Here is a 19,275-nt window from a genome sequence, read left to right on the forward strand (position 1 = left end):
CAACACGACGCTCAAGGATTAGCTGTCACGGTATTCGACACCTGCGGCACTTGCGGTAATGGCATGCCCTTGGGCCAGAGCATCCAGATCTGGCCCTGTTGCTTCATGTCCCCAGCCAGTTCCCCCGCGGCTTCGCCGGTACCCCAGAACAGGTCCGCCCGGACCTCGCCGGCAATGGCGCCACCGGTGTCCTGGGCGGCGACCGGTCGATTCAGCGGGGTTCCATCGGGTCGAGTGGTGGACAACCACAACAGGCTCCCCAGCGGGATCACCTTGCGGTCCACCGCCACGCTGTAGCCGGCAGTCAACGGTACGTTCAGCGAGCCGCGTGGCCCTTCATTGCTGTCGGGGTTGCGGTTGAAGAATACGTAGCTGGGATTGCTGCCCAGCAACTCGGGAATCCGGGTCGGGTGGGCCTTGGCCCAGGCGCTGATGGTGCCCATGGTCACCTCTTCTTTCTTCAACTCGCCCTGTTCCACCAGCCAACGGCCGATGGGGCGGTAAGGGTGGCCGTTCTGGTCGGCATAGCCGATGCGCAACAGGCGACCGTCATCGAGTCGAATGCGGCCCGAGCCCTGGATTTGCAGGAATTGCAGGTTCATCGGGTCGGTCAGCCAGGCGATCACGGGCGCCTTCACGCCGTTGTTTTCGATGGTGGCAGCGTCGTCGTAGGGCTTGAGCACCCGGCCCTCGAGGCGGCCGCGCAGGCGTTTGCCCTTGAGCTCGGGGTAGATGCTGTCCAGCGACACAATGATCATGTCGTCAGGTACGCCGTACACTGGCACGTTGGCAGCGGCGGTTCGGGTCAGGCTGCCGGGGTAAACCGGCTCGTAATAACCGGTGATCAGACCGTTGGGGCTGTTATCCCCGGAACGCAGGCCATAGACGTCCAGGTGTTGCTTCAGAAATTTGCGCACATCGGCGGCCACCAGCGGCACATTGGCCGCTGCCGCGCAGGTCGCGCCCCAGGTCGCATCGGCCTTGAGCCGGGTGCATGCACTGCGCCAGGAACCGAAACCGGCCAGCAGGTCTTCATTGGAGACCGTCGGCAACGCTTCCCACGGTGCACTGACATAAGTGGCGAGTGCATGAGTCTTGGGCTCCTCGGTTTTTTCGCCGCGGTTGCAGGCGCTCAACAAGGCAATGAGCGAGAGGGACAGCGCCAGGCTTTTATGCCAGGTCTTGAAGCGGTTCATGAAATGTCCTTCGCGGATGGCGTGCATGTTCAGGGCATGCAGACAACCGCATTGTGAATAGGGCTATTGGTCTTTGCCGGCGACACGAGGATACTGGCTGCCGTTTCCCGACCCGAGGCCAAGATGTTTGCAAAACGTTTTTCTGTGGCTGTGCTGGCCTGCCTGATGCTCTCCGCTTGCGGCGGTGTCGACCCCAACTCTCCATTGGGCCAGCGCAAGGCTATTTTCAAGCAGATGCTCAAGACCAATGAAGAACTGGGCGGTATGTTGCGCGGTCGCGTTCCGTTCGATGGTCCGCGTTTCGCCGAAGGCGCGGTGCAACTGGATCAACTGTCCCGCGAGCCGTGGAAGCATTTCCCGCAAGTACGCGAGGAGGATCACACCAGCGCCCGGGATGAGGTCTGGCAAAAGCAGGCGCGCTTCCAGGAACTGGCCCGTAGCCTGGAGGTGGCCACCGCTGAGTTGGTGGCTGCCAGCAAGGTTCAGCCCTACAGGGCCAGTTACCTGGGCCCGGCGGTGCAGAAAGTGGAAGACGCCTGCAGTGCCTGCCATAAAGAGTTTCGGGATTACTGAAGGCGTTCGTTCATTTATCCAGCTCCTCCACGGCTTCCTGCAATTCCTTGCGGGAAGCCGCCAGTTTATCCTTGCGCTTGTTGATCCGCTCCGGATCACCTTTCTTCATGGCTTTCTCCAGGTCCTCCTGGCGACGACTGACCTCGTGCTTGGCTTCGAGCACCTTGTTTTCACGCTCCTTGCGCAAGGAGGCGTCGGTGCAATGGGTGGTAACCTCGTTCAGCGCGGTTTCCAGGCCGGCCTGCTGGTCCTGGTTGCCCTGGGACTTGGCCAGTTCGATCTGGTTGACGATGCCTTGACGCTTGGCGGCGCAGCCAGTGAGTTCCGGTGCTTGCTCGTCCGCCCACAGGGGGGCGGCCATGACGCTGCATAAGGCCAGCAGGATAGCGTGTGGCAGGAAATTCATAGCAACTCCAAAAAACAAATCCGTGAAAACGCGCGAGTCATCCGGCTCAGGTGCGCTGTTGGAACGCACGCGTGCCCCTTGGGTTCAACCGCACGGGCCGATCAAAAACCGTCGATCCCGGCAGCCCGCAATACTTCGCTCAACGCCCGTACCTGCGGGTCGCGGAAAAAAGCGCTCAATTGCGCAGCACGTCCCGGCCCGATACCGGCCTCGGCTTGCCACTGTTCGGTGTCACGCTCGGCCAGCGCGTGCCATGGTCCTTCCAGCCGGGCTTCGCCGACAGGCGGCAGGCCCAGCGCCTTGAGCCATTGTCCGAACGGCCGTTGGCGGGCACTGTGCAGGCCTTCGAGCAGGCGGGCTGCGCTGCGTTCGCCGAAGCCGGTCATGTTAGCAAGCTCGGCGGCATCGAGTGTCATCCAATCCAGCAATCCGTCGAGTCGACCCGCAGTCAGGAGTTTTTCCCAGGTGCCGGGGCCGACATGGGGCAGGGCAAGTCCCTGCTTGCCGCTTAGCCAGTTCAGGCGCGCAAGAAATTGGCTCTCGCAGCCTGGTGTCGGTTGCCAGCAACTCAGCAAGTGATGGTCGGCTGCCACCGGGACATTGACGTCCTCCCGCACGATGCTGCGCAGCACGACGCTGTCGAGGCGCGGAATGGTCAGTCCGGCCAGGCTGATGGCGACCTGGTCGCCGGGACGGATGTCCATTTCCTCCCATTGCTTGAGGGAGCTGACGCTCACTCGGCGGATCCTACGGTCGTCCAGCAGGACGGGCTCAAGTTCCAGTACTGGGGTGATGCGCCCGGTTCGACCGATGTTGAAGCGCACCTTCCTCACCCCGGTCAGGGCCTGGGCATAAGGGTATTTCCAGGCCACGCTCCAGGACGGCGGCCGGGCTTGCCAGCGGTTGGCCGGTGGGCGGCGGCTCTGGCGCAGGACGATCCCGTCGCTGGCGAAGGGCAGCGGAGTGCGATACCAGTGGTCGCGCCAATGTTCGGCATCGGCCAATGCCCGGACAGGTTGGTTGTAGTCGAGGGTGCCGGCGAAACCCAGCTCAGCCAGCGCGGCCATTCGTCCGGGCAGGGTGTCAGGCCCTTCCGGCCATTCCCAGACAAAAAGACCAATGTCCGACGCTTCCTGCGCGGTCAGGTTGCTGCGTGCTATCAGGCCCGCCACGGTTGCGCGGGCGTTGAGACTGCCGGTTTCGGCCTGGACGTGGGTGCCCAGGCGCCAATACAGCTCGCCCTGTACGAGCAGGTTCCGACGTTGGCGCAGCCGTTGCGGGATGGCGCCGATTTTGCGCGCGTTGGAGGTCCAATCTTGCCCCTGGATTCCATCGCCGCGGCTGATTGCCTGGTAAAGATGACCGTCTCGGTAAATCAGGGTCACCGCTACACCATCGACCTTGGGCTGGACCCAGACATCGTCCCGGCCATCCAGCCAGCTCCGCACGGCGTCGGCACCCTTGAGTTTTTCCAGGCCCGTGTGAATGACCGGGTGCGGTACCTTCCCGCGTGCCGTGCGCAAAGGGCCGGCCGGCGACTCCAGGCCAAAGCAACTGCGCCAATGCTCCAGTTTTGCGCGGGACTGATCGTAAAGCTCGTCGGCCACCAGCGATTGGCCGAGGCGATGATAACTGTCGTCCCAGGCGTCGATCTGCTGTTGCCGGGCTTCGATTTCTGCCTGGGTACGTTCGACCGGCCAGTCAGGACAGGGCGCCGCGATAGCAGGGGCAGCGATGAAAAGTGAAAAGAGCAGCGCGTGAAATAACGATGGCATTGAAGCATCCTTGCTTGGTCAGGTCTTTCAAGGCTAGCCACGGTTGCGCAAGCTGCGAGGCCTGGAGCGTTACCGAACGTTGCGGTGCTGATGGCAACGTCGTGGCGGTACAGTGCAGCGTGATTTAGCCGTGCAACTGTCCCTTGAACCTGTCGTCGGGCCGGGCAGAATGGCGTTTAGATCCACCCTGCCAGGAGTGCCCGCGATGGACCTGACGACACTTGCCGTTTTTATTCCGGCTTGCTTTGCGTTGAACATGGCGCCTGGGCCGAACAACCTGCTGTCCATCAGCAACGCCTCGCGTTATGGCTTTGTGCGGGCGTGCAGTGGTGGCATCGGTCGGCTGTTGGCATTTGCGATCATGATTGCCCTGGCCGCGGCCGGACTGACCGCAGTGCTGCACACCTCGGAACTGTTGTTCCTGGGGATCAAGGTTGTTGGCGCCGGCTATCTGTTCTATCTCGCCGTACAGCTGTGGCGTGCGCAACCTCAGGCCGGTGAAGAGACAACGGTCGGCTCGATGGGCATGGGGCGTCTGGCGCGCCAGGAGTTTCTGGTGGCCATCGGCAACCCGAAGGCGATCCTGCTGTTCACGGCGTTCCTGCCCCAATTCGTCGACCGTTCCGGCACCGTCGTCCAGCAGTTCTCTGTATTGGGCGGGCTGTTCCTGGCGTTGGAGTGCATCGCCATCGGTTTGTATTGCTACATGGGGATCTACGCGCGGCGACTATTCGCCCACCCCAGCGGCAAGCGTCTGTTCAACCGGCTGTGTGCTGGCTTGTTGGCCAGTGCGGCTTCGTTTTTACTGGTGGCCCGGCGGACGTAGCTTATCTCCCCCCCTCGGTGGAGGGAGAAACATCCGGAATGAAAAAGCCCCTGGCGAACGGGTCGCCAGGGGCTTTTTATCTCAACGGGTATTACAGGCCGGCAGCAGCGCGCAGGGCGTCGGCGCGGTCGGTTTTTTCCCAGGTGAAGGTGGTGAAGGTATCACCATCGACAGTCTTGGTCTGCGGCGTACGGCCGAAGTGGCCATAGGCTGCGGTTTCCTGGTACATCGGGTGCAGCAGGTCAAGCATGGTGGTGATGGCGTATGGACGCAGGTCAAACACTTCGCGGACCAGCTTGATGATCTTGTCGTCACCGATCTTGCCGGTACCGAAGGTGTTCAGCGAGATCGACGTAGGCTGGGCGACACCGATGGCGTAGGACACCTGGATCTCGCAGCGTTCGGCCAGGCCGGCGGCGACGATGTTCTTGGCCACGTAGCGGCCGGCATAGGCCGCCGAACGGTCGACCTTCGATGGATCCTTGCCGGAAAACGCGCCACCGCCGTGACGGGCCATGCCGCCGTAGCTGTCGACGATGATCTTGCGTCCGGTCAGGCCGCAGTCACCCACCGGACCACCGATGATGAAGTTGCCGGTCGGGTTGATGTGGAACTGGGTGTCCTTGTTCAGCAACTCGGCAGGCAGCACGTGCTTGACGATCAGCTCCATCACGCCTTCGCGCAGGTCTTTGTAGGACACTTCCGGGTTGTGCTGGGTCGACAGCACGATGGCGTCGATGCCAACCACCTTGCCATTCTCGTAACGGCAAGTGACCTGAGATTTGGCATCCGGACGCAGCCACGGCAGCAAGCCGGACTTGCGGGCTTCGGCCTGGCGCTGCACCAGTTGGTGCGAGAACGTGATCGGCGCCGGCATCAACACGTCGGTTTCGTTACTGGCATAACCGAACATCAGGCCCTGGTCGCCGGCGCCCTGGTCTTCAGGCTTGCTGCGGTCAACGCCTTGGGCGATGTCCACCGACTGCTTGCCGATGATGTTCATTACGCCGCAGGTTGCGCCGTCGAAACCGACGTCGGAGCTGTTGTAGCCGATGCCCAGGATGACGTCGCGGACGATCTGTTCCAGGTCGACCCAGGCCGAAGTGGTCACTTCGCCGGCAATGATCGCCACGCCCGTTTTCACCAGAGTCTCGCACGCCACGCGGGCGAACTTGTCTTCAGCAATGATGGCGTCCAGCACCGCATCAGAAATCTGGTCGGCGATTTTGTCCGGATGCCCTTCAGACACGGACTCGGAGGTGAAAAGGGAGTATTCGCTCATCTCGATGTTTTCCTACAAGTTACCGATGGTGAGTGTCACCAGCCGGCCGCTGAAAATGGCGGACCTGGATCTGGAAACCATTTCGTAAGCCTACATAGAGGCTTTCCCCGGGCACGAGGCCCGCAGTGGTGGCCCAACGGGCCAGGTCGTCCTGTTCGAACCCCAGCCAGAGATCACCGCAGGCCTCCCTGGCCCAGCTCTGATTGTGGCTGCATAACTCTGTCACCAACAGGCTTCCGCTCGGTCGCAACAGGCCGGCCATGTGCTTGAGTGCATCGGCCGGAGCGGCGAAATGATGAAGTACCATGTTCAACACGACGCAGTCGCCTTGCAGGTGCACGCCACCCAAGGCATCGGCCAAACGCAGGCTGACATTAGTCAGGTTTTCACGTTCGCACACCTGGCGAGCCAGATCGAGCATGGCCGGGCTGTTATCCAGCGCCGTGACCTGGCTGAAACGTCGTGCCAGTTCCGGCAGGAACGCACCGTCGCCGGGGCCGACCTCGATGGCCGTGGCTGTAGGCTCGAAGCTCAGTTTGTCGAGCAGCGCCAGGACGCTTTCGCGGTACTGCGGCAAGCCCGCGATGAGGTCTTGCTGGGCACGAAACTTTTCCGCCACACGTGCGAAAAAATCCTGGCTGGCCGCGGCTCGTTGCCCGTGCACCTGGGCGATACGAGCCTGAACGTCCGTCGGCAGGCTCAGTTCGTCCACTTCCTCAAGCAATGCAGCGTGCAGCTTGCCACCCATAAGATCGGTGTGGGGCAGGGCGCGGCGGTAGAAAATGGCGTTGCCTTCACGACGGGTCGCCACCAGGTCGGCCTGGGCGAGGACCTTGAGGTGATGGCTCATGCCGGACTGACCGATGCCGAAGATCTGCGCCAGTTCCAGCACGCCGAATGAGTCATTGGCCAGGGCGCGCAATACATTGAGCCGCAACGGGTCGCCACCGGCCTTGCAAAGGGCCGCCAGTTCGTCGCTAGGGTGATGCTGGATGGAGGGCGCACGTAAGTTCATAACGCGGCAGTCTAGACAGGGGGTGGCATCACCGCAAGTTCAATATCAAAAACTTTTGATATTGCTCGATAAATGGCACTTCGCTGGTCTTTATGGACTCTACAAGCTTCCAGTGGACAGGTTTCACCTGGCGAAAGCGACTTTATCCACCCGAAAAACCGCTCTGGACGTCTATCTGTCATTGCTCCCAGGGGGTGGGTGAGGGAAAATGCACGCCTTTTTTCAGTTTCGTTATTCACTTACTCAATTCCCGCAGGAGAACAGCGATGCCCAGCCGTCGTGAGCGTGCCAATGCCATTCGTGCCCTCAGCATGGATGCCGTGCAGAAAGCCAACAGCGGCCATCCCGGTGCCCCGATGGGCATGGCGGATATCGCCGAGGTGCTGTGGCGCGACTACCTCAAGCACAGCCCGGCCAATCCGGCTTTCGCTGACCGTGACCGCTTTGTGCTGTCCAACGGCCATGGTTCGATGTTGATCTACTCGCTGTTGCATTTGACCGGTTATGACCTGTCGATCGACGACCTGAAGAACTTCCGCCAACTGCATAGCCGCACCCCGGGCCATCCGGAATACGGCTACACCCCAGGCGTGGAAACCACCACCGGTCCGCTGGGCCAGGGCCTGGCCAATGCCGTGGGCTTTGCCCTGGCGGAAAAAGTCCTGGCGGCGCAATTCAACCGTCCGGGGCACAAGGTCGTCGACCATCACACCTACGTTTTCCTGGGTGATGGCTGCATGATGGAAGGCATTTCCCATGAGGTCGCCTCCCTGGCCGGTACTCTGGGCCTGGACAAGCTGATCGCTTTCTACGACGACAACGGCATTTCCATCGACGGCGAAGTCGAAGGCTGGTTCACCGACGACACCCCGAAACGCTTCGAAGCCTATAACTGGCTGGTGATTCGTAACGTCGACGGCCACGATCCGGAAGAGATCAAGACCGCCATCGAAACGGCTCGTAAAAGCGCCCAGCCGACCCTGATCTGCTGCAAGACTACCATCGGTTTCGGCTCGCCCAATAAACAAGGCAAGGAAGACTGCCACGGCGCCCCGCTGGGTGCCGAGGAAATCGCTCTGACCCGTGCCGCGTTGAAATGGGAACACGGTCCATTCGAAATCCCGGCCGACATCTATGCCGAATGGGACGCCAAGGAAAAAGGTCGTGCGTTGGAAGCCGACTGGGATCAGCGTTTCGCCGCCTATTCCGCCGAATTCCCTGAGCTGGCCAACGAGCTGGTGCGTCGTCTCAGCGGCGAGCTGCCGGCCGACTTCGCCGAAAAAGCCTCGGCCTATATCGCCGAAGTGGCTGCCAAGGGCGAAACCATCGCCAGCCGCAAGGCCAGCCAGAACACCCTGAACGCCTTCGGCCCGCTGTTGCCGGAGCTGCTGGGCGGTTCGGCCGACCTGGCCGGTTCCAACCTGACCCTGTGGAAAGGCTGCAAAGGTGTCAGCGCCGAAGACGCCAGCGGCAACTACATGTACTACGGCGTGCGTGAGTTCGGCATGAGCGCCATCATGAACGGCGTAGCCCTGCACGGCGGCCTGGTGCCTTACGGCGCCACCTTCCTGATGTTCATGGAGTACGCTCGCAACGCCGTGCGCATGTCGGCGCTGATGAAAAAGCGCGTGCTCTATGTGTTCACCCACGACTCCATCGGCCTGGGCGAAGACGGCCCGACTCACCAGCCGATCGAGCAACTGGCAAGCCTGCGCTGCACCCCGAACCTGGACACCTGGCGCCCATGCGACGCCGTGGAATCGGCGGTGGCCTGGAAATACGCCATCGAGCGCAACGATGGCCCATCGGCGCTGATCTTCTCCCGTCAGAACCTGCAGCACCAGCCCCGCGAAGCGGGTCAGATCGACGAAATCGCCCGTGGCGGCTACGTGCTCAAGGACTGCATTGGCGAGCCTGAGCTGATCCTGATCGCCACCGGTTCGGAAGTCGGCCTGGCCGTCCAGGCTTACGACAAGCTGACCGCACAGGGCCGCAACGTACGCGTGGTGTCCATGCCGTGCACCAGCGTGTTCGATGCCCAGGACGCCGGCTACAAGCAGTCGGTGCTGCCGCTGCAAGTCAGCGCCCGGATCGCCATCGAGGCCGCTCACGCCGATTATTGGTACAAGTACGTGGGCCTGGAAGGCCGCGTGATCGGCATGACCACCTATGGTGAGTCCGCGCCTGCGTCGGCGTTGTTCGAGGAGTTCGGTTTCACCCTGGAAAATATCTTGGGTCAGGCTGAAGAATTGCTGGAAGACTAAGTCCAGGCATGCATCGCCTGTTCTGACGCCATCGCGGGCAGGCTCGCTCCCACAAGGATCTTCACCGACCCTGTGGGAGCGAGCCTGCTCGCGATAGCGTCGGTTCAGCCAACGCTGCCCTGATGGATTCACCCTGGTCAGAGAATCCCATGCCCCAACCGCGTCCCTACAAAGTTGCACTCAACGGCTACGGCCGGATTGGTCGTTGCGTCTTGCGTGCGTTGTTCGAGCGAGGGGCGAAGGCCGGGTTCGAAATTGTGGCGATCAACGATCTGGCCGACATGGCCAGTATCGAATACCTGACACGCTTCGACTCCACCCACGGTCGGTTTCCCGGTGACGTGCGGGTCGACGGCGATTGTCTGCATATTAATGGCGACTGCGTGAAAGTCCTGCGCAGCGCTACCCCCGAAGGCATCGATTGGGCGTCCCTGGGTGTCGATCTGGTGCTCGAGTGTTCCGGTGCCTACCACACCCGCGAAGATGGTCAGCGTTTCCTCGCGGCCGGTGCGCCACGGGTGCTGTTCTCCCAGCCGATGGCCAGCGAAGCGGATGTGGATGCCACCATCGTCTACGGCGTGAACCAGGATTGCCTGACCGGACATGAGCTGCTGGTGTCCAACGCCTCCTGCACCACCAACTGCGGCGTTCCGCTGTTGCGTCTGCTGGACCAGGCCATCGGCCTGGAGTATGTATCGATCACCACCATCCACTCAGCGATGAACGACCAACCTGTGATCGATGCCTATCACCATGAAGACTTGCGCCGCACCCGTTCGGCGTTCCAGTCGGTGATTCCGGTGTCCACTGGTCTGGCGCGGGGCATCGAACGGCTGCTGCCGGAACTTGCTGGGCGAATTCAGGCCAAAGCGGTGCGGGTGCCGACGGTGAACGTGTCTTGCCTCGACATGACGATGCAGACCGTGAGCGATACCGACGCCACCGAGGTCAACCGGATCCTGCGCGATGCCGCCACCAGCGGCCCGCTCAAAGGCCTTCTGGCCTATACCGAGTTGCCCCATGCCAGTTGTGATTTTAACCATGACCCACATTCGGCCATCGTCGATGCCAGCCAGACCCGTGTCTCCGGGCCACGGCTCGTGAACATCCTGGCCTGGTTCGACAACGAATGGGGTTTTGCCAATCGAATGCTGGACGTTGCCGAACATTATCTGCAAGCAGCGACTTCGCGTTCTGCTTCCAACAAACCTGCTCTCTAACTAAACAGTTATCCAGGAATTGCGACCCATGACCGTGTTGAAGATGTCCGACCTCGATCTGCAAGGTAAGCGCGTACTGATCCGCGAAGACCTCAACGTCCCCGTCAAGGACGGTGTCGTCACCAGCGACGCGCGTATCCTGGCTTCGCTGCCGACCATCAAGCTGGCCCTGGAAAAAGGCGCGGCCGTGATGGTCTGCTCGCATTTGGGCCGTCCAACCGAGGGCGAGTTCTCGGCCGAGAACAGCCTCAAGCCGGTGGCCGACTACCTGAGCCGCGCCCTGGGCCGCGAAGTGCCGCTGGTGGCAGATTACCTGGGCGGCGTGGACGTGAAGGCCGGCGACGTCGTGCTGTTCGAAAACGTACGCTTCAACAAGGGCGAGAAAAAGAACGCCGACGAACTGGCCCAGCAGTACGCTGCCCTGTGCGACGTGTTCGTGATGGACGCCTTTGGTACCGCGCACCGTGCCGAGGGTTCGACCCATGGCGTGGCGAAGTTCGCCAAGATCGCGGCGGCGGGCCCATTGCTGGCCGCCGAATTGGATGCGCTGGGCAAGGCCCTGGGCGCCCCCGCCAAGCCGATGGCCGCCATCGTGGCCGGTTCCAAGGTCTCTACCAAGCTCGACGTGCTGAACAGCCTGAGCCAGATCTGCGACCAATTGATCGTAGGTGGCGGTATCGCCAACACCTTCCTCGCGGCGGCCGGTCATCCGGTCGGCAAGTCCCTGTACGAACCGGATCTGCTGGACACCGCCCGTGAAATCGCCGCCAAGGTCAGCGTGCCGTTGCCCGTGGATGTAGTGGTTGCCAAGGAATTTGCTGAAAGCGCTGCCGCCACCGTCAAGGCCATCGCCGATGTAGCCGAAGACGACATGATTTTGGACATTGGCCCACAAACCGCGGCCAACTTCGCCCAATTGCTGAAATCTTCCCAGACTATTCTGTGGAACGGTCCGGTCGGTGTATTCGAGTTCGACCAGTTCGGCAACGGCACCAAGGTCTTGGCCCAGGCCATCGCTGAAAGCGCTGCGTTCTCCATTGCCGGTGGTGGCGACACCCTGGCGGCCATCGACAAGTACGGCGTGGCCGAGCAGATTTCCTACATTTCGACGGGCGGCGGTGCGTTCCTCGAATTCGTCGAAGGCAAAGTGCTGCCGGCGGTAGAAGTCTTGGAAAGCCGGGCCAAGGCCTGAGATTCCGATGACCAGGCAAGGGAGTGTTCCGATGGTCAAAACGTGGATGCTTTTGTCACTGACCGTGGCCCTGACCGCTTGCGGCAGTCAGCCGCAAGCCACCCCGGAGCCGGCCCCCAGTGAGCCCGCGTCGGGCTGCTACCAGGCGGACTGGCAAGCGGAAACCAACCCGGTCCTGAACAAGCGTTCGGGGCCGGACGGTCTGGACAAATACGAAACGCAAACCCCGGCCAAGGAACATGGTTGTCCTTGACGGGTCTGACCCTTTAACTCAGGGCTGGCGGCGTGTGTCGTCAGTCGAGGAACACGGATGAAAGGCTTTATCGCCGTCATGGCGTTGGCATTGCTGGCCGGTTGCGCGCAGTTGAATCTGCTGCATCCGTCCGAGCCTGTGGCGGGCTGGACCACCTGGACTTGCGACAGCGAAGCCAAGGTGATCTGGCGCTACACCGATGACGCCCACAAGACCGTCGATGTCCGCCTCGGCGGCGCCGAGCAGGTCTATCGCCTGAAACTGGAACCGGGGGCGTCGGGTGCGCTGTACAGCGACGACATGCTGGCGTTCCACATCAAGGGCGAGGAAGGCCTGGCGTACTGGGTCGCGACCAATGACCTGATCGGGCGTGGCTGCAAGGCCGATTGACTCACAGAGATCCAGTGTGGGAGCGGGCTTGCTCGCCAATGCAGTGGATCAGCTTGCACATTCGTTGAATGTGAAACCGCATTCGCGAGCAAGCCCGCTCCCACAGGGCGCCCTGTAGTTTCGAGAATTTTGCTTCACCGAACACCCGGGCCGGGGACACCCCCCGATCCGCAATGACTTGAAGAGCCGCCGCCGCTCCGGCAGGCTGGCACGATTAACGACCCTCGACCGGGAGAGACACACAATGGCACTTATCAGCATGCGTCAGATGCTGGACCACGCAGCCGAGTTCGGCTACGGCGTTCCAGCCTTTAACGTCAACAACCTCGAGCAGATGCGCGCCATCATGGAAGCCGCTGACAAGACTGACTCTCCGGTGATCGTCCAGGCTTCGGCCGGTGCGCGCAAATACGCCGGTGCGCCATTCCTGCGTCATCTGATCCTGGCGGCGATCGAAGAATTCCCGCACATCCCGGTGTGCATGCACCAGGACCACGGCACCAGCCCGGACGTCTGCCAGCGCTCCATTCAACTGGGCTTCAGCTCGGTGATGATGGACGGCTCCCTGGGCGAAGACGGCAAGACCCCGACCGACTACGAATACAACGTGCGCGTCACCCAGCAGACCGTTGCCATGGCCCACGCCTGCGGCGTTTCGGTGGAAGGCGAATTGGGTTGCCTGGGCTCGCTGGAAACCGGCATGGCCGGTGAAGAAGACGGCATCGGCGCCGAAGGCGTGCTGGACCACAGCCAGATGCTGACCGACCCGGAAGAAGCCGCCGACTTCGTGAAGAAGACTCAGGTCGACGCCCTGGCCATCGCCATCGGCACCAGCCACGGCGCCTACAAGTTCACCAAGCCGCCTACCGGCGACGTGCTGGCCATCGACCGCATCAAGGAAATCCACAAACGCATCCCCAACACCCACCTGGTGATGCACGGCTCGTCCTCGGTGCCGCAAGAGTGGTTGGCGATCATCAACCAGTACGGTGGCGACATCAAGGAAACCTACGGCGTACCGGTTGAAGAAATCGTCGAAGGCATCAAGCACGGCGTGCGCAAGGTCAACATCGACACCGACCTGCGCCTGGCCTCCACCGGCGCCATGCGCCGCCTGATGGCGACCAACCCGAGCGAATTCGACCCACGCAAATTCCTCGGCGCCACCGTGACCGCCATGCGTGATGTATGCATCGCGCGTTATGAAGCGTTCGGCACTGCGGGTAATGCTTCGAAGATCAAGCCGATCTCGTTGGAAGGCATGTATCAGCGATATCTGAAGGGTGAGTTGAACGCTAAGGTCAACTGAGTTTCAGGGGCCATAAAAAACCCGCAGTGATGCGGGTTTTTTTTATGGCAGCGTGTTCAGTTACTGAAGTTTAATTGCCGAGCCTTTGTCGCAACTTAATGATGTGATTTTATTGTCCTTGTCAGTGTAGATGTTAAGACGATCCTGAACGAAGTCCTTTGTTGCTATGCCTGGCGGTGGGATTGTCCTGGCAAGGCTTGCGTTCGCGGTTTTAACGGCTTCTTCCACGGTTGTGGCGTCTGCTGCCTTGCCCACGAAGCTTTGGACCAAAGAGCTGTCGCAGGCTGCATGCGTTTGGGCGGCGGCGCCAAGCAACAGCGGCAGCGCCAAAAATAAAGGTTTGCTGATCATGTCCTAACTCCCTGTTTTTGAGGTTTACCCATATGGGTAAGCTCAGTCTGGAGAATGTTGAATTTTTGCCTACTGTAATAAGTAACAGTTCTTTAGAACTTTACGGGGTTGCCCATTTTTTTGTTGCTGTCAATTCGTATAAGCACCCGGCCATAAGGATTGCCAATTTTTATAGTTGTTTATTCTGCTGACCCGGCGCATCGCGAGCACTTTATTGTTCTTCAAGTCCGCGTTGTTCGATCACTCCGAAAACATCCGCCACGTCCTGGACCATGATACGGGCGACATTGGTGACGGTATTGATGTCGTTCTCGGCCGAGTCGCGCAGGGTGGTGCAGGCCATGAGGGTCAGGTAGTCGAGGGTGGCGTGCAGGCGTTCGCTGGCGCAGGCGTGGAGTTCGGACAGGGGGGGCTGCGCTGTCGATGAACAACGTGGGATGGGTGGTGGCGATTGGGGTAAGTGGTGTGAAACGGCGAAAAGATCGTTCGGTTGTCATGGCATTTCCTAACTCAGAAGAAAAGTGACCACTGCTTTGCTGCGAAACAAATGGGTGGCAGCCGCGTGCGGGTTCGCAGACCGAGGAGTTAGGACCCGGCAGACCCGAAGATCTCCCACACACAGCCGCCATGAAAAGCCGAGCTCAGGCAAATGTTGCCAAGTCGTTTTTTGACGGTTGTGATTCTAACTCACCGGGGGCTGCGAAACCCCGTCACCGACCAAAGCCAGTGACGACCTAACTATAAAGCGAATTCAGAGCGGATTTTGGATCGGGTACACCGGCAAGAAACAGGTCGTCCTTTAGGCCGCCTTTCTTTTGCTTTTGCTTTTGCTTTTGATCTTGGGCGCCCCATTAACCACAAGGGCCGAACGCAGGCATTGCGCAGTGGGCAACCCGGCATGGATGCCGGGTTAGCCGCGCTGGGCCATGGATGGCCCTTCGCGGCGGGCCCACGGAGCAATGCCGGAGTGAGGGAACACCTCGCGTAAGCGAGGTGCCCAGTGGTGGGGCAAGGCGCTTTTGGTTACTTTTGGCGCCTTTTCAAAAGTAACCCGCCGTAAGGGCGGAACCCTAAGCCGCCGTTACCGAAGAAACGGATATACACCCCTTTCTGATAGCGCCATGAAAGCTGACATCAGTTCGAGCGCCTAAGCGAGTATCAAGTGTTGTGATCAATATCCAACCGACTGAACGTCACTTTCCCGCCTTCGGTGGTGTAGCCGGTGTTGTCCTGCACATACGCCCCAGCCTTGAAATACAGCGGCTTGACCCGCCAGGTGGAACTGATGGTGGTATACCAGCTCCGACCCGCCGCCGTAATGCCCAAATCACCGGTACGATCCAGATGAATACGGTAGGAAAACGCCTGGGAAAGCTTTACCCCGCTGGCAACCGTGATGATCCGGGCCTTACTGTCATCGGGACGCATGCGGACCTTGGCCACGATGTCACCGAGGTCGTTGGCGTCCTTATACTGGTACTCCAGTTTCACCATGGGTTTGTTGCTGTCTTTGGTATGGATCTGACCGATCACCACCTTGCCACTGCTGGGCACTTGGTTGACGGTCAAGGTGGCATTCAGAAAGTTGTCGGCCTCGGGGTACAACCAATTACGCAACGTGCCGTCTTTGTAGGTCTCGCGCAATTCGCTGCGCGGATAGATCGCGTTTTCAGTCTTTGTACCGGTGACCGGCGCCCAGAAATACACCGTGCTGCCTTCGGAGTTGAAATATTTATCCTTGAAACCATCCACCAGTTGAGACGTTTCAATGGTTTTCGGCGGGCTGCCTTCGGGGATGCTCAAGTTCCAGGTTGCAAGATCGACCATGTGCGGGCCCTCTACAGAGTAAAAAGTTGCAAAACCTAGCCGAAGCCTCTAGTTCGAGCTTTTCAGACGACTGGATGATGCGTGGAGTGAACTTTTTCCTGTCCGTCAGAGTGGCCCTGGTCGATTTTGTGCCCGAGGAGCATGACCGTTGGTCGGCCAGGCTGAAAATATTTTGAACGATGGCCCTATGGGCATCTGTCGTTTGAGCGCCTCGCACAGGCAGCGGTCCCTGCTGCTGTGCCCGTGAAAGTCAGATGTTGTGTTGGATTTCCAGCAGGCTGAACGTCACTTTTCCGCCTTCGGTGGTGTAGCCGGTGTTGTCCTGTACATAGGCGCCCGCCTTGAAATACAGCGGTTTGACTTTCCAGCTCGGGTCGATGGTGGTTCGCCAGCTATAGCCCGCTGCGCTGATCCCCAGTGCACCCTTCGGGCTGAGGTGAATCTGGTAGGAAAAGTTGCGGTCGAGCTTCACACCCGTGGCAATGGTGATGACCTGGCCTGTTTCGTCGTCGGGACGCATGCGGACCTTGGCGACGATGTTGCCCGTGGAACTGTAGGTCTTGTACTGGTATTCCAGCTTGACCATGGGGCTGTTGCTGTCCTTGGTATGGATCTGGCCGATCACGATCTTGCCGGTGCTGGGCACCTGGTTGACGGCCAGGGTCGCGCGCAGCTTGTTATCCGCCGCCGAGTACAGCCAGTTGCGCAAAGAGCCATCGCTGTAGGTTTCCCGCAGTTCGCTGCGCGGGTAGATCGCGTTGGCGGTCGTGCTGCCGGTGACCGGGGCCCAGAAGAAGGCAACACCGGTTTCGGCGTTGAAGTACTGGTCCTTGAACCCTTGTGCCAGGCGTGGGGTTTCGATGGTGATAGCTGGGCTACCTTCGGGAATGCTCAGGTTCCAGGTGTTAAGGTCAATCATGTTCAGATCCTGTCGTGAAAAAAATGTGCACGCCACCGCGAAGGCTCTAACCCGCGCGTTCGGGGCGCCCTGATAACACCGGAATGAGCTTTTTGTGGTTTGTTCGGCGGATGTTTGACGTCAATGGTGCGTCGCTGAGGTCTATTGCAGTTTCTGTGCCTGAGGCGGGTGACCGTTAGTCGGCTATTTCGGGCTTTGTCAGGATGATGGCGCGATGACAGCTACTGCTTTTTGGAAACCCGGTCTAGAGTGAGATCACAGTAATTTGTCCGTTTTGCTACTTAAAAACCGGACATGGCGCCCCGATAAGAGAAGCAGCATGGAATGCGTGCAACCTACGCTTGGTGAAGACAGCTCCGTCCTTCTGGTTGTTGATGATTACCCTGAAAACCTGCTCAGCATGCGTGCGTTGTTGCAGCGTCAGGATTGGCAGGTCATGACCGCGTCCTCGGGTGTCGAGGCCCTTAATCTGCTGCTCGAACATGACATCGACCTGGTGTTGTTGGACGTGCAGATGCCGGACATGGACGGGTTCGAGGTGGCCCGTCTGATGCGTGGTAGCCAGCGGACGCGGCTCACGCCGATCATCTTCCTGACCGCCAATGAGCAATCCCAGGATGCGGTGATCAAGGGCTATGCCAGTGGTGCCGTGGATTACCTGTTCAAGCCCTTCGATCCGCAGATCCTAAAGCCCAAGGTCCATGCCTTGCTGGAGCACCAGCGCAATCGCCGGGCCTTGCAGCGCCTGAGTCAGGATCTGGAAGCGGCCAGGGCTTTCAACGCCTCGGTGTTGGATAACGCCGCGGAAGGTATCCTGGTGGTGGATGAAGACGGCTGCATCCGCTTCGTCAATCCATCGGCTTGTCGCCTGCTCAATGCCACCGCCGAGCAATTGCAGGGCACGCCCTTCCTGGACTATCTGCAGAAGCCGCACATTCCCCAGTGGACCGATTCCGATATCCACGTCGCTTATTGCCGTGGCCAGACCTGGCGCCTGCACGATGCGGTGTTGCGCACAGCGCCCGGCCAGCAGGTGTCGGTGGCGTTGTCCTGTGCACCGTTGCCTTCGGAGCAGAAAGCCATGGTGGTGACTCTCCAGGACATGTCGGTGGTTCGCCACTTGCATCAGCAACTCGAATTCCAGGCTGTCACGGACCCGTTGACCGGTTTGCTCAATCGCAGGGGCTTCTATCAGACCGCCGAGAACCTGCTGATGCGCAGCGAGCGGCTGGAGAGCAACTGGGTGCTGTTGTACCTGGATCTTGATGGCTTCAAGCGAGTCAACGATTCGCTGGGCCATGATGCTGGCGACCGGGTGTTGCGCTGGGTTTCCGAGCAGTTGAAGGCCTGCCTGCGACCGTTCGACATCCTGGCGCGGCTCGGTGGTGACGAGTTCACGGCCCTGCTGGACCTGGAGCATCCGGAGCAGGCCGCCAAGATTGCCGAGATGCTGATCGAGCGTGTCTCGATCTGCCAGCAGATCGAGGGCATGGATGTCACGCTGGGGGCCAGCATCGGTATCGCGACGTATCCGGATTGCGGTGCCAATCTCGACGGCCTGCTGCGCGCGTCGGATATCGCCATGTACGAGGCCAAGCGTGCCGGTCGCCAGCAATACCGTTTCTACGACCACGAAATGAACGGTCGGGCCCGTTCCCGGCTGATGCTCGAAGAGAGTGTGCGCTCGGCCATCGAGAACCGCGATTTCAATCTGGTCTACCAACCTCAGGTGAGCATTGGCGATGGACGTATCCGTGGGTTCGAGGCGTTATTGCGCTGGCAGCATCCGAGCGTCGGCGATGTTCCACCGGGCCTGTTCCTGCCGTTGCTGGAGGAGGCGCGATTGATCAGTCGGCTGGGCAGTTGGATCTATCATCGCAGCGCGGCCCAGCGCAAAGTCTGGGAGCGGTTGTTCTCCGATGATTTGGTATTGGGCGTGAGCCTGAGCAGCACCCAGTTCGGTATGCCCAACCTGGTGACCGAGCTGCGCCAGGTGCTGGAGCGTCATGCGTTGAAACCTCGACAGCTGGAGGTCGAGGTGACGGAAGATGCGCTGATGCGCAACCCTGACGAAACTCACAAGCAGTTGCGCTTGCTGCGTCATCTAGGGGTGCGGGTCGCGCTGGATGATTTCGGTTCGGGGCCGTGTTCGTTAACGCACTTGCGTGACCTTGAGCTCGATACGCTCAAGCTCGACCGGCACCTGATTGCCCGATTACCGGATTCGCCCCGGGACGCAGCGCTGGCCGCCTCGGTGATCGACCTGTGCTCGCAATTGGGCTTGCGGGTGATTGCCGAAGGGGTAGAAACCGTGGAGCAGTATCAATGGCTGCAAGCACACGGCTGCGAATATGTGCAGGGTTTTCTCGTGGCTCACCCCCTGATGGCCGAAGACACCGATGCCTTCGCCAAACCGTTTGACTGGAGCGCGGTTCAGGCTTGAATTCGCTACACTGTCTGCCTTTTTCGACGTTCCC

The 19,275-nt window shown here is 60.4% G+C and carries 17 protein-coding genes and 1 pseudogene; 9 read left to right on the plus strand and 9 right to left on the minus strand.

Translation table 11 applies throughout. From position 1 onward, the window contains the following. Positions 1-11: 11 nt before the first annotated feature. Positions 12-1,196, minus strand: a complete 1,185-nt coding sequence (locus AD666_RS20725) for a murein transglycosylase A (RefSeq protein WP_053156007.1) — start codon at positions 1,194-1,196, stop codon at positions 12-14. Positions 1,197-1,319: 123 nt separating this feature from the next. On the opposite strand from AD666_RS20725, the gene AD666_RS20730 reads away from it, so the two are divergent. Next, positions 1,320-1,769, plus strand: a complete 450-nt coding sequence (locus AD666_RS20730; RefSeq protein WP_053156010.1) for a cytochrome c — start codon at positions 1,320-1,322, stop codon at positions 1,767-1,769. Between the two features lie 10 nt (positions 1,770-1,779). Here AD666_RS20730 and AD666_RS20735 read toward each other — a convergent pair whose 3' ends face one another. Then, complete coding sequence (locus AD666_RS20735; RefSeq protein ID WP_053156014.1) at positions 1,780-2,175, minus strand: DUF1090 domain-containing protein; 396 nt, start codon at positions 2,173-2,175, stop codon at positions 1,780-1,782. Between the two features lie 101 nt (positions 2,176-2,276). Then, positions 2,277-3,950, minus strand: a complete 1,674-nt coding sequence (ligB, locus tag AD666_RS20740; protein WP_053156017.1) for an NAD-dependent DNA ligase LigB — start codon at positions 3,948-3,950, stop codon at positions 2,277-2,279. Positions 3,951-4,155: 205 nt separating this feature from the next. Here ligB and AD666_RS20745 point away from each other — a divergent pair, with 205 nt between their 5' ends. After that, complete coding sequence (locus AD666_RS20745) at positions 4,156-4,776, plus strand: LysE family translocator (protein ID WP_053156020.1); 621 nt, start codon at positions 4,156-4,158, stop codon at positions 4,774-4,776. A gap of 91 nt (positions 4,777-4,867) precedes the next feature. Here AD666_RS20745 and metK read toward each other — a convergent pair whose 3' ends face one another. After that, positions 4,868-6,058, minus strand: coding sequence for a methionine adenosyltransferase (gene metK / locus AD666_RS20750; protein WP_053156023.1), 1,191 nt, complete (start codon positions 6,056-6,058; stop codon positions 4,868-4,870). 19 nt (positions 6,059-6,077) lie between these two features. Continuing rightward, positions 6,078-7,073: a metalloregulator ArsR/SmtB family transcription factor gene (locus AD666_RS20755; protein ID WP_053156026.1), complete on the minus strand. Its 996-nt coding sequence runs from the start codon at positions 7,071-7,073 to the stop codon at positions 6,078-6,080. A 266-nt stretch (positions 7,074-7,339) separates the two neighbouring features. On the opposite strand from AD666_RS20755, the gene tkt reads away from it, so the two are divergent. The 6 genes from tkt to fba all read left to right on the plus strand — a co-directional run bounded on the left by tkt (position 7,340) and on the right by fba (position 13,701). Continuing rightward, a complete protein-coding gene (gene tkt, locus AD666_RS20760) occupies positions 7,340-9,337 on the plus strand; it encodes a transketolase (protein WP_053156029.1) in 1,998 nt (665 codons plus the stop codon). A gap of 149 nt (positions 9,338-9,486) precedes the next feature. Continuing rightward, on the plus strand, positions 9,487-10,557 hold the full coding sequence (gene epd / locus AD666_RS20765; RefSeq protein WP_053156031.1) for an erythrose-4-phosphate dehydrogenase: 1,071 nt from the start codon (positions 9,487-9,489) through the stop codon (positions 10,555-10,557). Positions 10,558-10,585: 28 nt separating this feature from the next. Next, a complete protein-coding gene (locus tag AD666_RS20770) occupies positions 10,586-11,749 on the plus strand; it encodes a phosphoglycerate kinase (RefSeq protein ID WP_053156034.1) in 1,164 nt (387 codons plus the stop codon). Between the two features lie 31 nt (positions 11,750-11,780). Next, entirely contained in the window at positions 11,781-12,002 is a 222-nt protein-coding gene (locus AD666_RS20775; protein ID WP_053156035.1) for a hypothetical protein, read from the plus strand. 57 nt (positions 12,003-12,059) lie between these two features. Then, a complete protein-coding gene (locus AD666_RS20780) occupies positions 12,060-12,392 on the plus strand; it encodes an MliC family protein (protein ID WP_053156040.1) in 333 nt (110 codons plus the stop codon). 244 nt (positions 12,393-12,636) lie between these two features. Continuing rightward, positions 12,637-13,701 carry a class II fructose-bisphosphate aldolase gene (fba, locus tag AD666_RS20785; RefSeq protein WP_053156043.1) on the plus strand — a complete coding sequence of 355 codons (1,065 nt, stop codon included), beginning with the start codon at positions 12,637-12,639 and terminating at the stop codon, positions 13,699-13,701. A gap of 60 nt (positions 13,702-13,761) precedes the next feature. Here the strand turns inward: fba and AD666_RS20790 are convergent, their stop codons facing one another. The 4 genes and pseudogenes from AD666_RS20790 to AD666_RS20805 all read right to left on the minus strand — a co-directional run bounded on the left by AD666_RS20790 (position 13,762) and on the right by AD666_RS20805 (position 16,798). Next, positions 13,762-14,052: an I78 family peptidase inhibitor gene (locus tag AD666_RS20790; protein ID WP_053156046.1), complete on the minus strand. Its 291-nt coding sequence runs from the start codon at positions 14,050-14,052 to the stop codon at positions 13,762-13,764. A gap of 211 nt (positions 14,053-14,263) precedes the next feature. Further along, positions 14,264-14,549: pseudogene (locus tag AD666_RS20795) on the minus strand (fructose-bisphosphate aldolase). 661 nt (positions 14,550-15,210) lie between these two features. Next, positions 15,211-15,879 carry a polysaccharide lyase family 7 protein gene (locus AD666_RS20800; RefSeq protein WP_053156049.1) on the minus strand — a complete coding sequence of 223 codons (669 nt, stop codon included), beginning with the start codon at positions 15,877-15,879 and terminating at the stop codon, positions 15,211-15,213. A 250-nt stretch (positions 15,880-16,129) separates the two neighbouring features. Beyond that, entirely contained in the window at positions 16,130-16,798 is a 669-nt protein-coding gene (locus tag AD666_RS20805; RefSeq protein WP_053156052.1) for a polysaccharide lyase family 7 protein, read from the minus strand. A gap of 319 nt (positions 16,799-17,117) precedes the next feature. Here AD666_RS20805 and AD666_RS20810 point away from each other — a divergent pair, with 319 nt between their 5' ends. Then, the gene (locus AD666_RS20810; RefSeq protein WP_053156055.1) at positions 17,118-19,241 is read left to right on the plus strand and encodes a bifunctional diguanylate cyclase/phosphodiesterase; all 2,124 of its coding nucleotides are present in this window, start codon (positions 17,118-17,120) and stop codon (positions 19,239-19,241) included. Positions 19,242-19,275: the final 34 nt, after the last annotated feature.

It is taken from the genome of Pseudomonas sp. Pf153 (assembly GCF_001269775.1).
Taxonomy (GTDB): domain Bacteria; phylum Pseudomonadota; class Gammaproteobacteria; order Pseudomonadales; family Pseudomonadaceae; genus Aquipseudomonas; species Aquipseudomonas uvaldensis.

Bases quoted from the DNA above. Each gene is read 5' to 3' on its own strand.
- AD666_RS20725 (WP_053156007.1), bottom strand. From the start codon at position 1,196: ATGAACCGCTTCAAGACCTGGCATAAAAGCCTGGCGCTGTCCCTCTCG.
- AD666_RS20730 (WP_053156010.1), top strand. From the start codon at position 1,320: ATGTTTGCAAAACGTTTTTCTGTGGCTGTGCTGGCCTGCCTGATGCTC.
- AD666_RS20735 (WP_053156014.1), bottom strand. From the start codon at position 2,175: ATGAATTTCCTGCCACACGCTATCCTGCTGGCCTTATGCAGCGTCATG.
- ligB (WP_053156017.1), bottom strand. From the start codon at position 3,950: ATGCCATCGTTATTTCACGCGCTGCTCTTTTCACTTTTCATCGCTGCC.
- AD666_RS20745 (WP_053156020.1), top strand. From the start codon at position 4,156: ATGGACCTGACGACACTTGCCGTTTTTATTCCGGCTTGCTTTGCGTTG.
- metK (WP_053156023.1), bottom strand. From the start codon at position 6,058: ATGAGCGAATACTCCCTTTTCACCTCCGAGTCCGTGTCTGAAGGGCAT.
- AD666_RS20755 (WP_053156026.1), bottom strand. From the start codon at position 7,073: ATGAACTTACGTGCGCCCTCCATCCAGCATCACCCTAGCGACGAACTG.
- tkt (WP_053156029.1), top strand. From the start codon at position 7,340: ATGCCCAGCCGTCGTGAGCGTGCCAATGCCATTCGTGCCCTCAGCATG.
- epd (WP_053156031.1), top strand. From the start codon at position 9,487: ATGCCCCAACCGCGTCCCTACAAAGTTGCACTCAACGGCTACGGCCGG.
- AD666_RS20770 (WP_053156034.1), top strand. From the start codon at position 10,586: ATGACCGTGTTGAAGATGTCCGACCTCGATCTGCAAGGTAAGCGCGTA.
- AD666_RS20775 (WP_053156035.1), top strand. From the start codon at position 11,781: ATGGTCAAAACGTGGATGCTTTTGTCACTGACCGTGGCCCTGACCGCT.
- AD666_RS20780 (WP_053156040.1), top strand. From the start codon at position 12,060: ATGAAAGGCTTTATCGCCGTCATGGCGTTGGCATTGCTGGCCGGTTGC.
- fba (WP_053156043.1), top strand. From the start codon at position 12,637: ATGGCACTTATCAGCATGCGTCAGATGCTGGACCACGCAGCCGAGTTC.
- AD666_RS20790 (WP_053156046.1), bottom strand. From the start codon at position 14,052: ATGATCAGCAAACCTTTATTTTTGGCGCTGCCGCTGTTGCTTGGCGCC.
- AD666_RS20800 (WP_053156049.1), bottom strand. From the start codon at position 15,879: ATGGTCGATCTTGCAACCTGGAACTTGAGCATCCCCGAAGGCAGCCCG.
- AD666_RS20805 (WP_053156052.1), bottom strand. From the start codon at position 16,798: ATGATTGACCTTAACACCTGGAACCTGAGCATTCCCGAAGGTAGCCCA.
- AD666_RS20810 (WP_053156055.1), top strand. From the start codon at position 17,118: ATGGAATGCGTGCAACCTACGCTTGGTGAAGACAGCTCCGTCCTTCTG.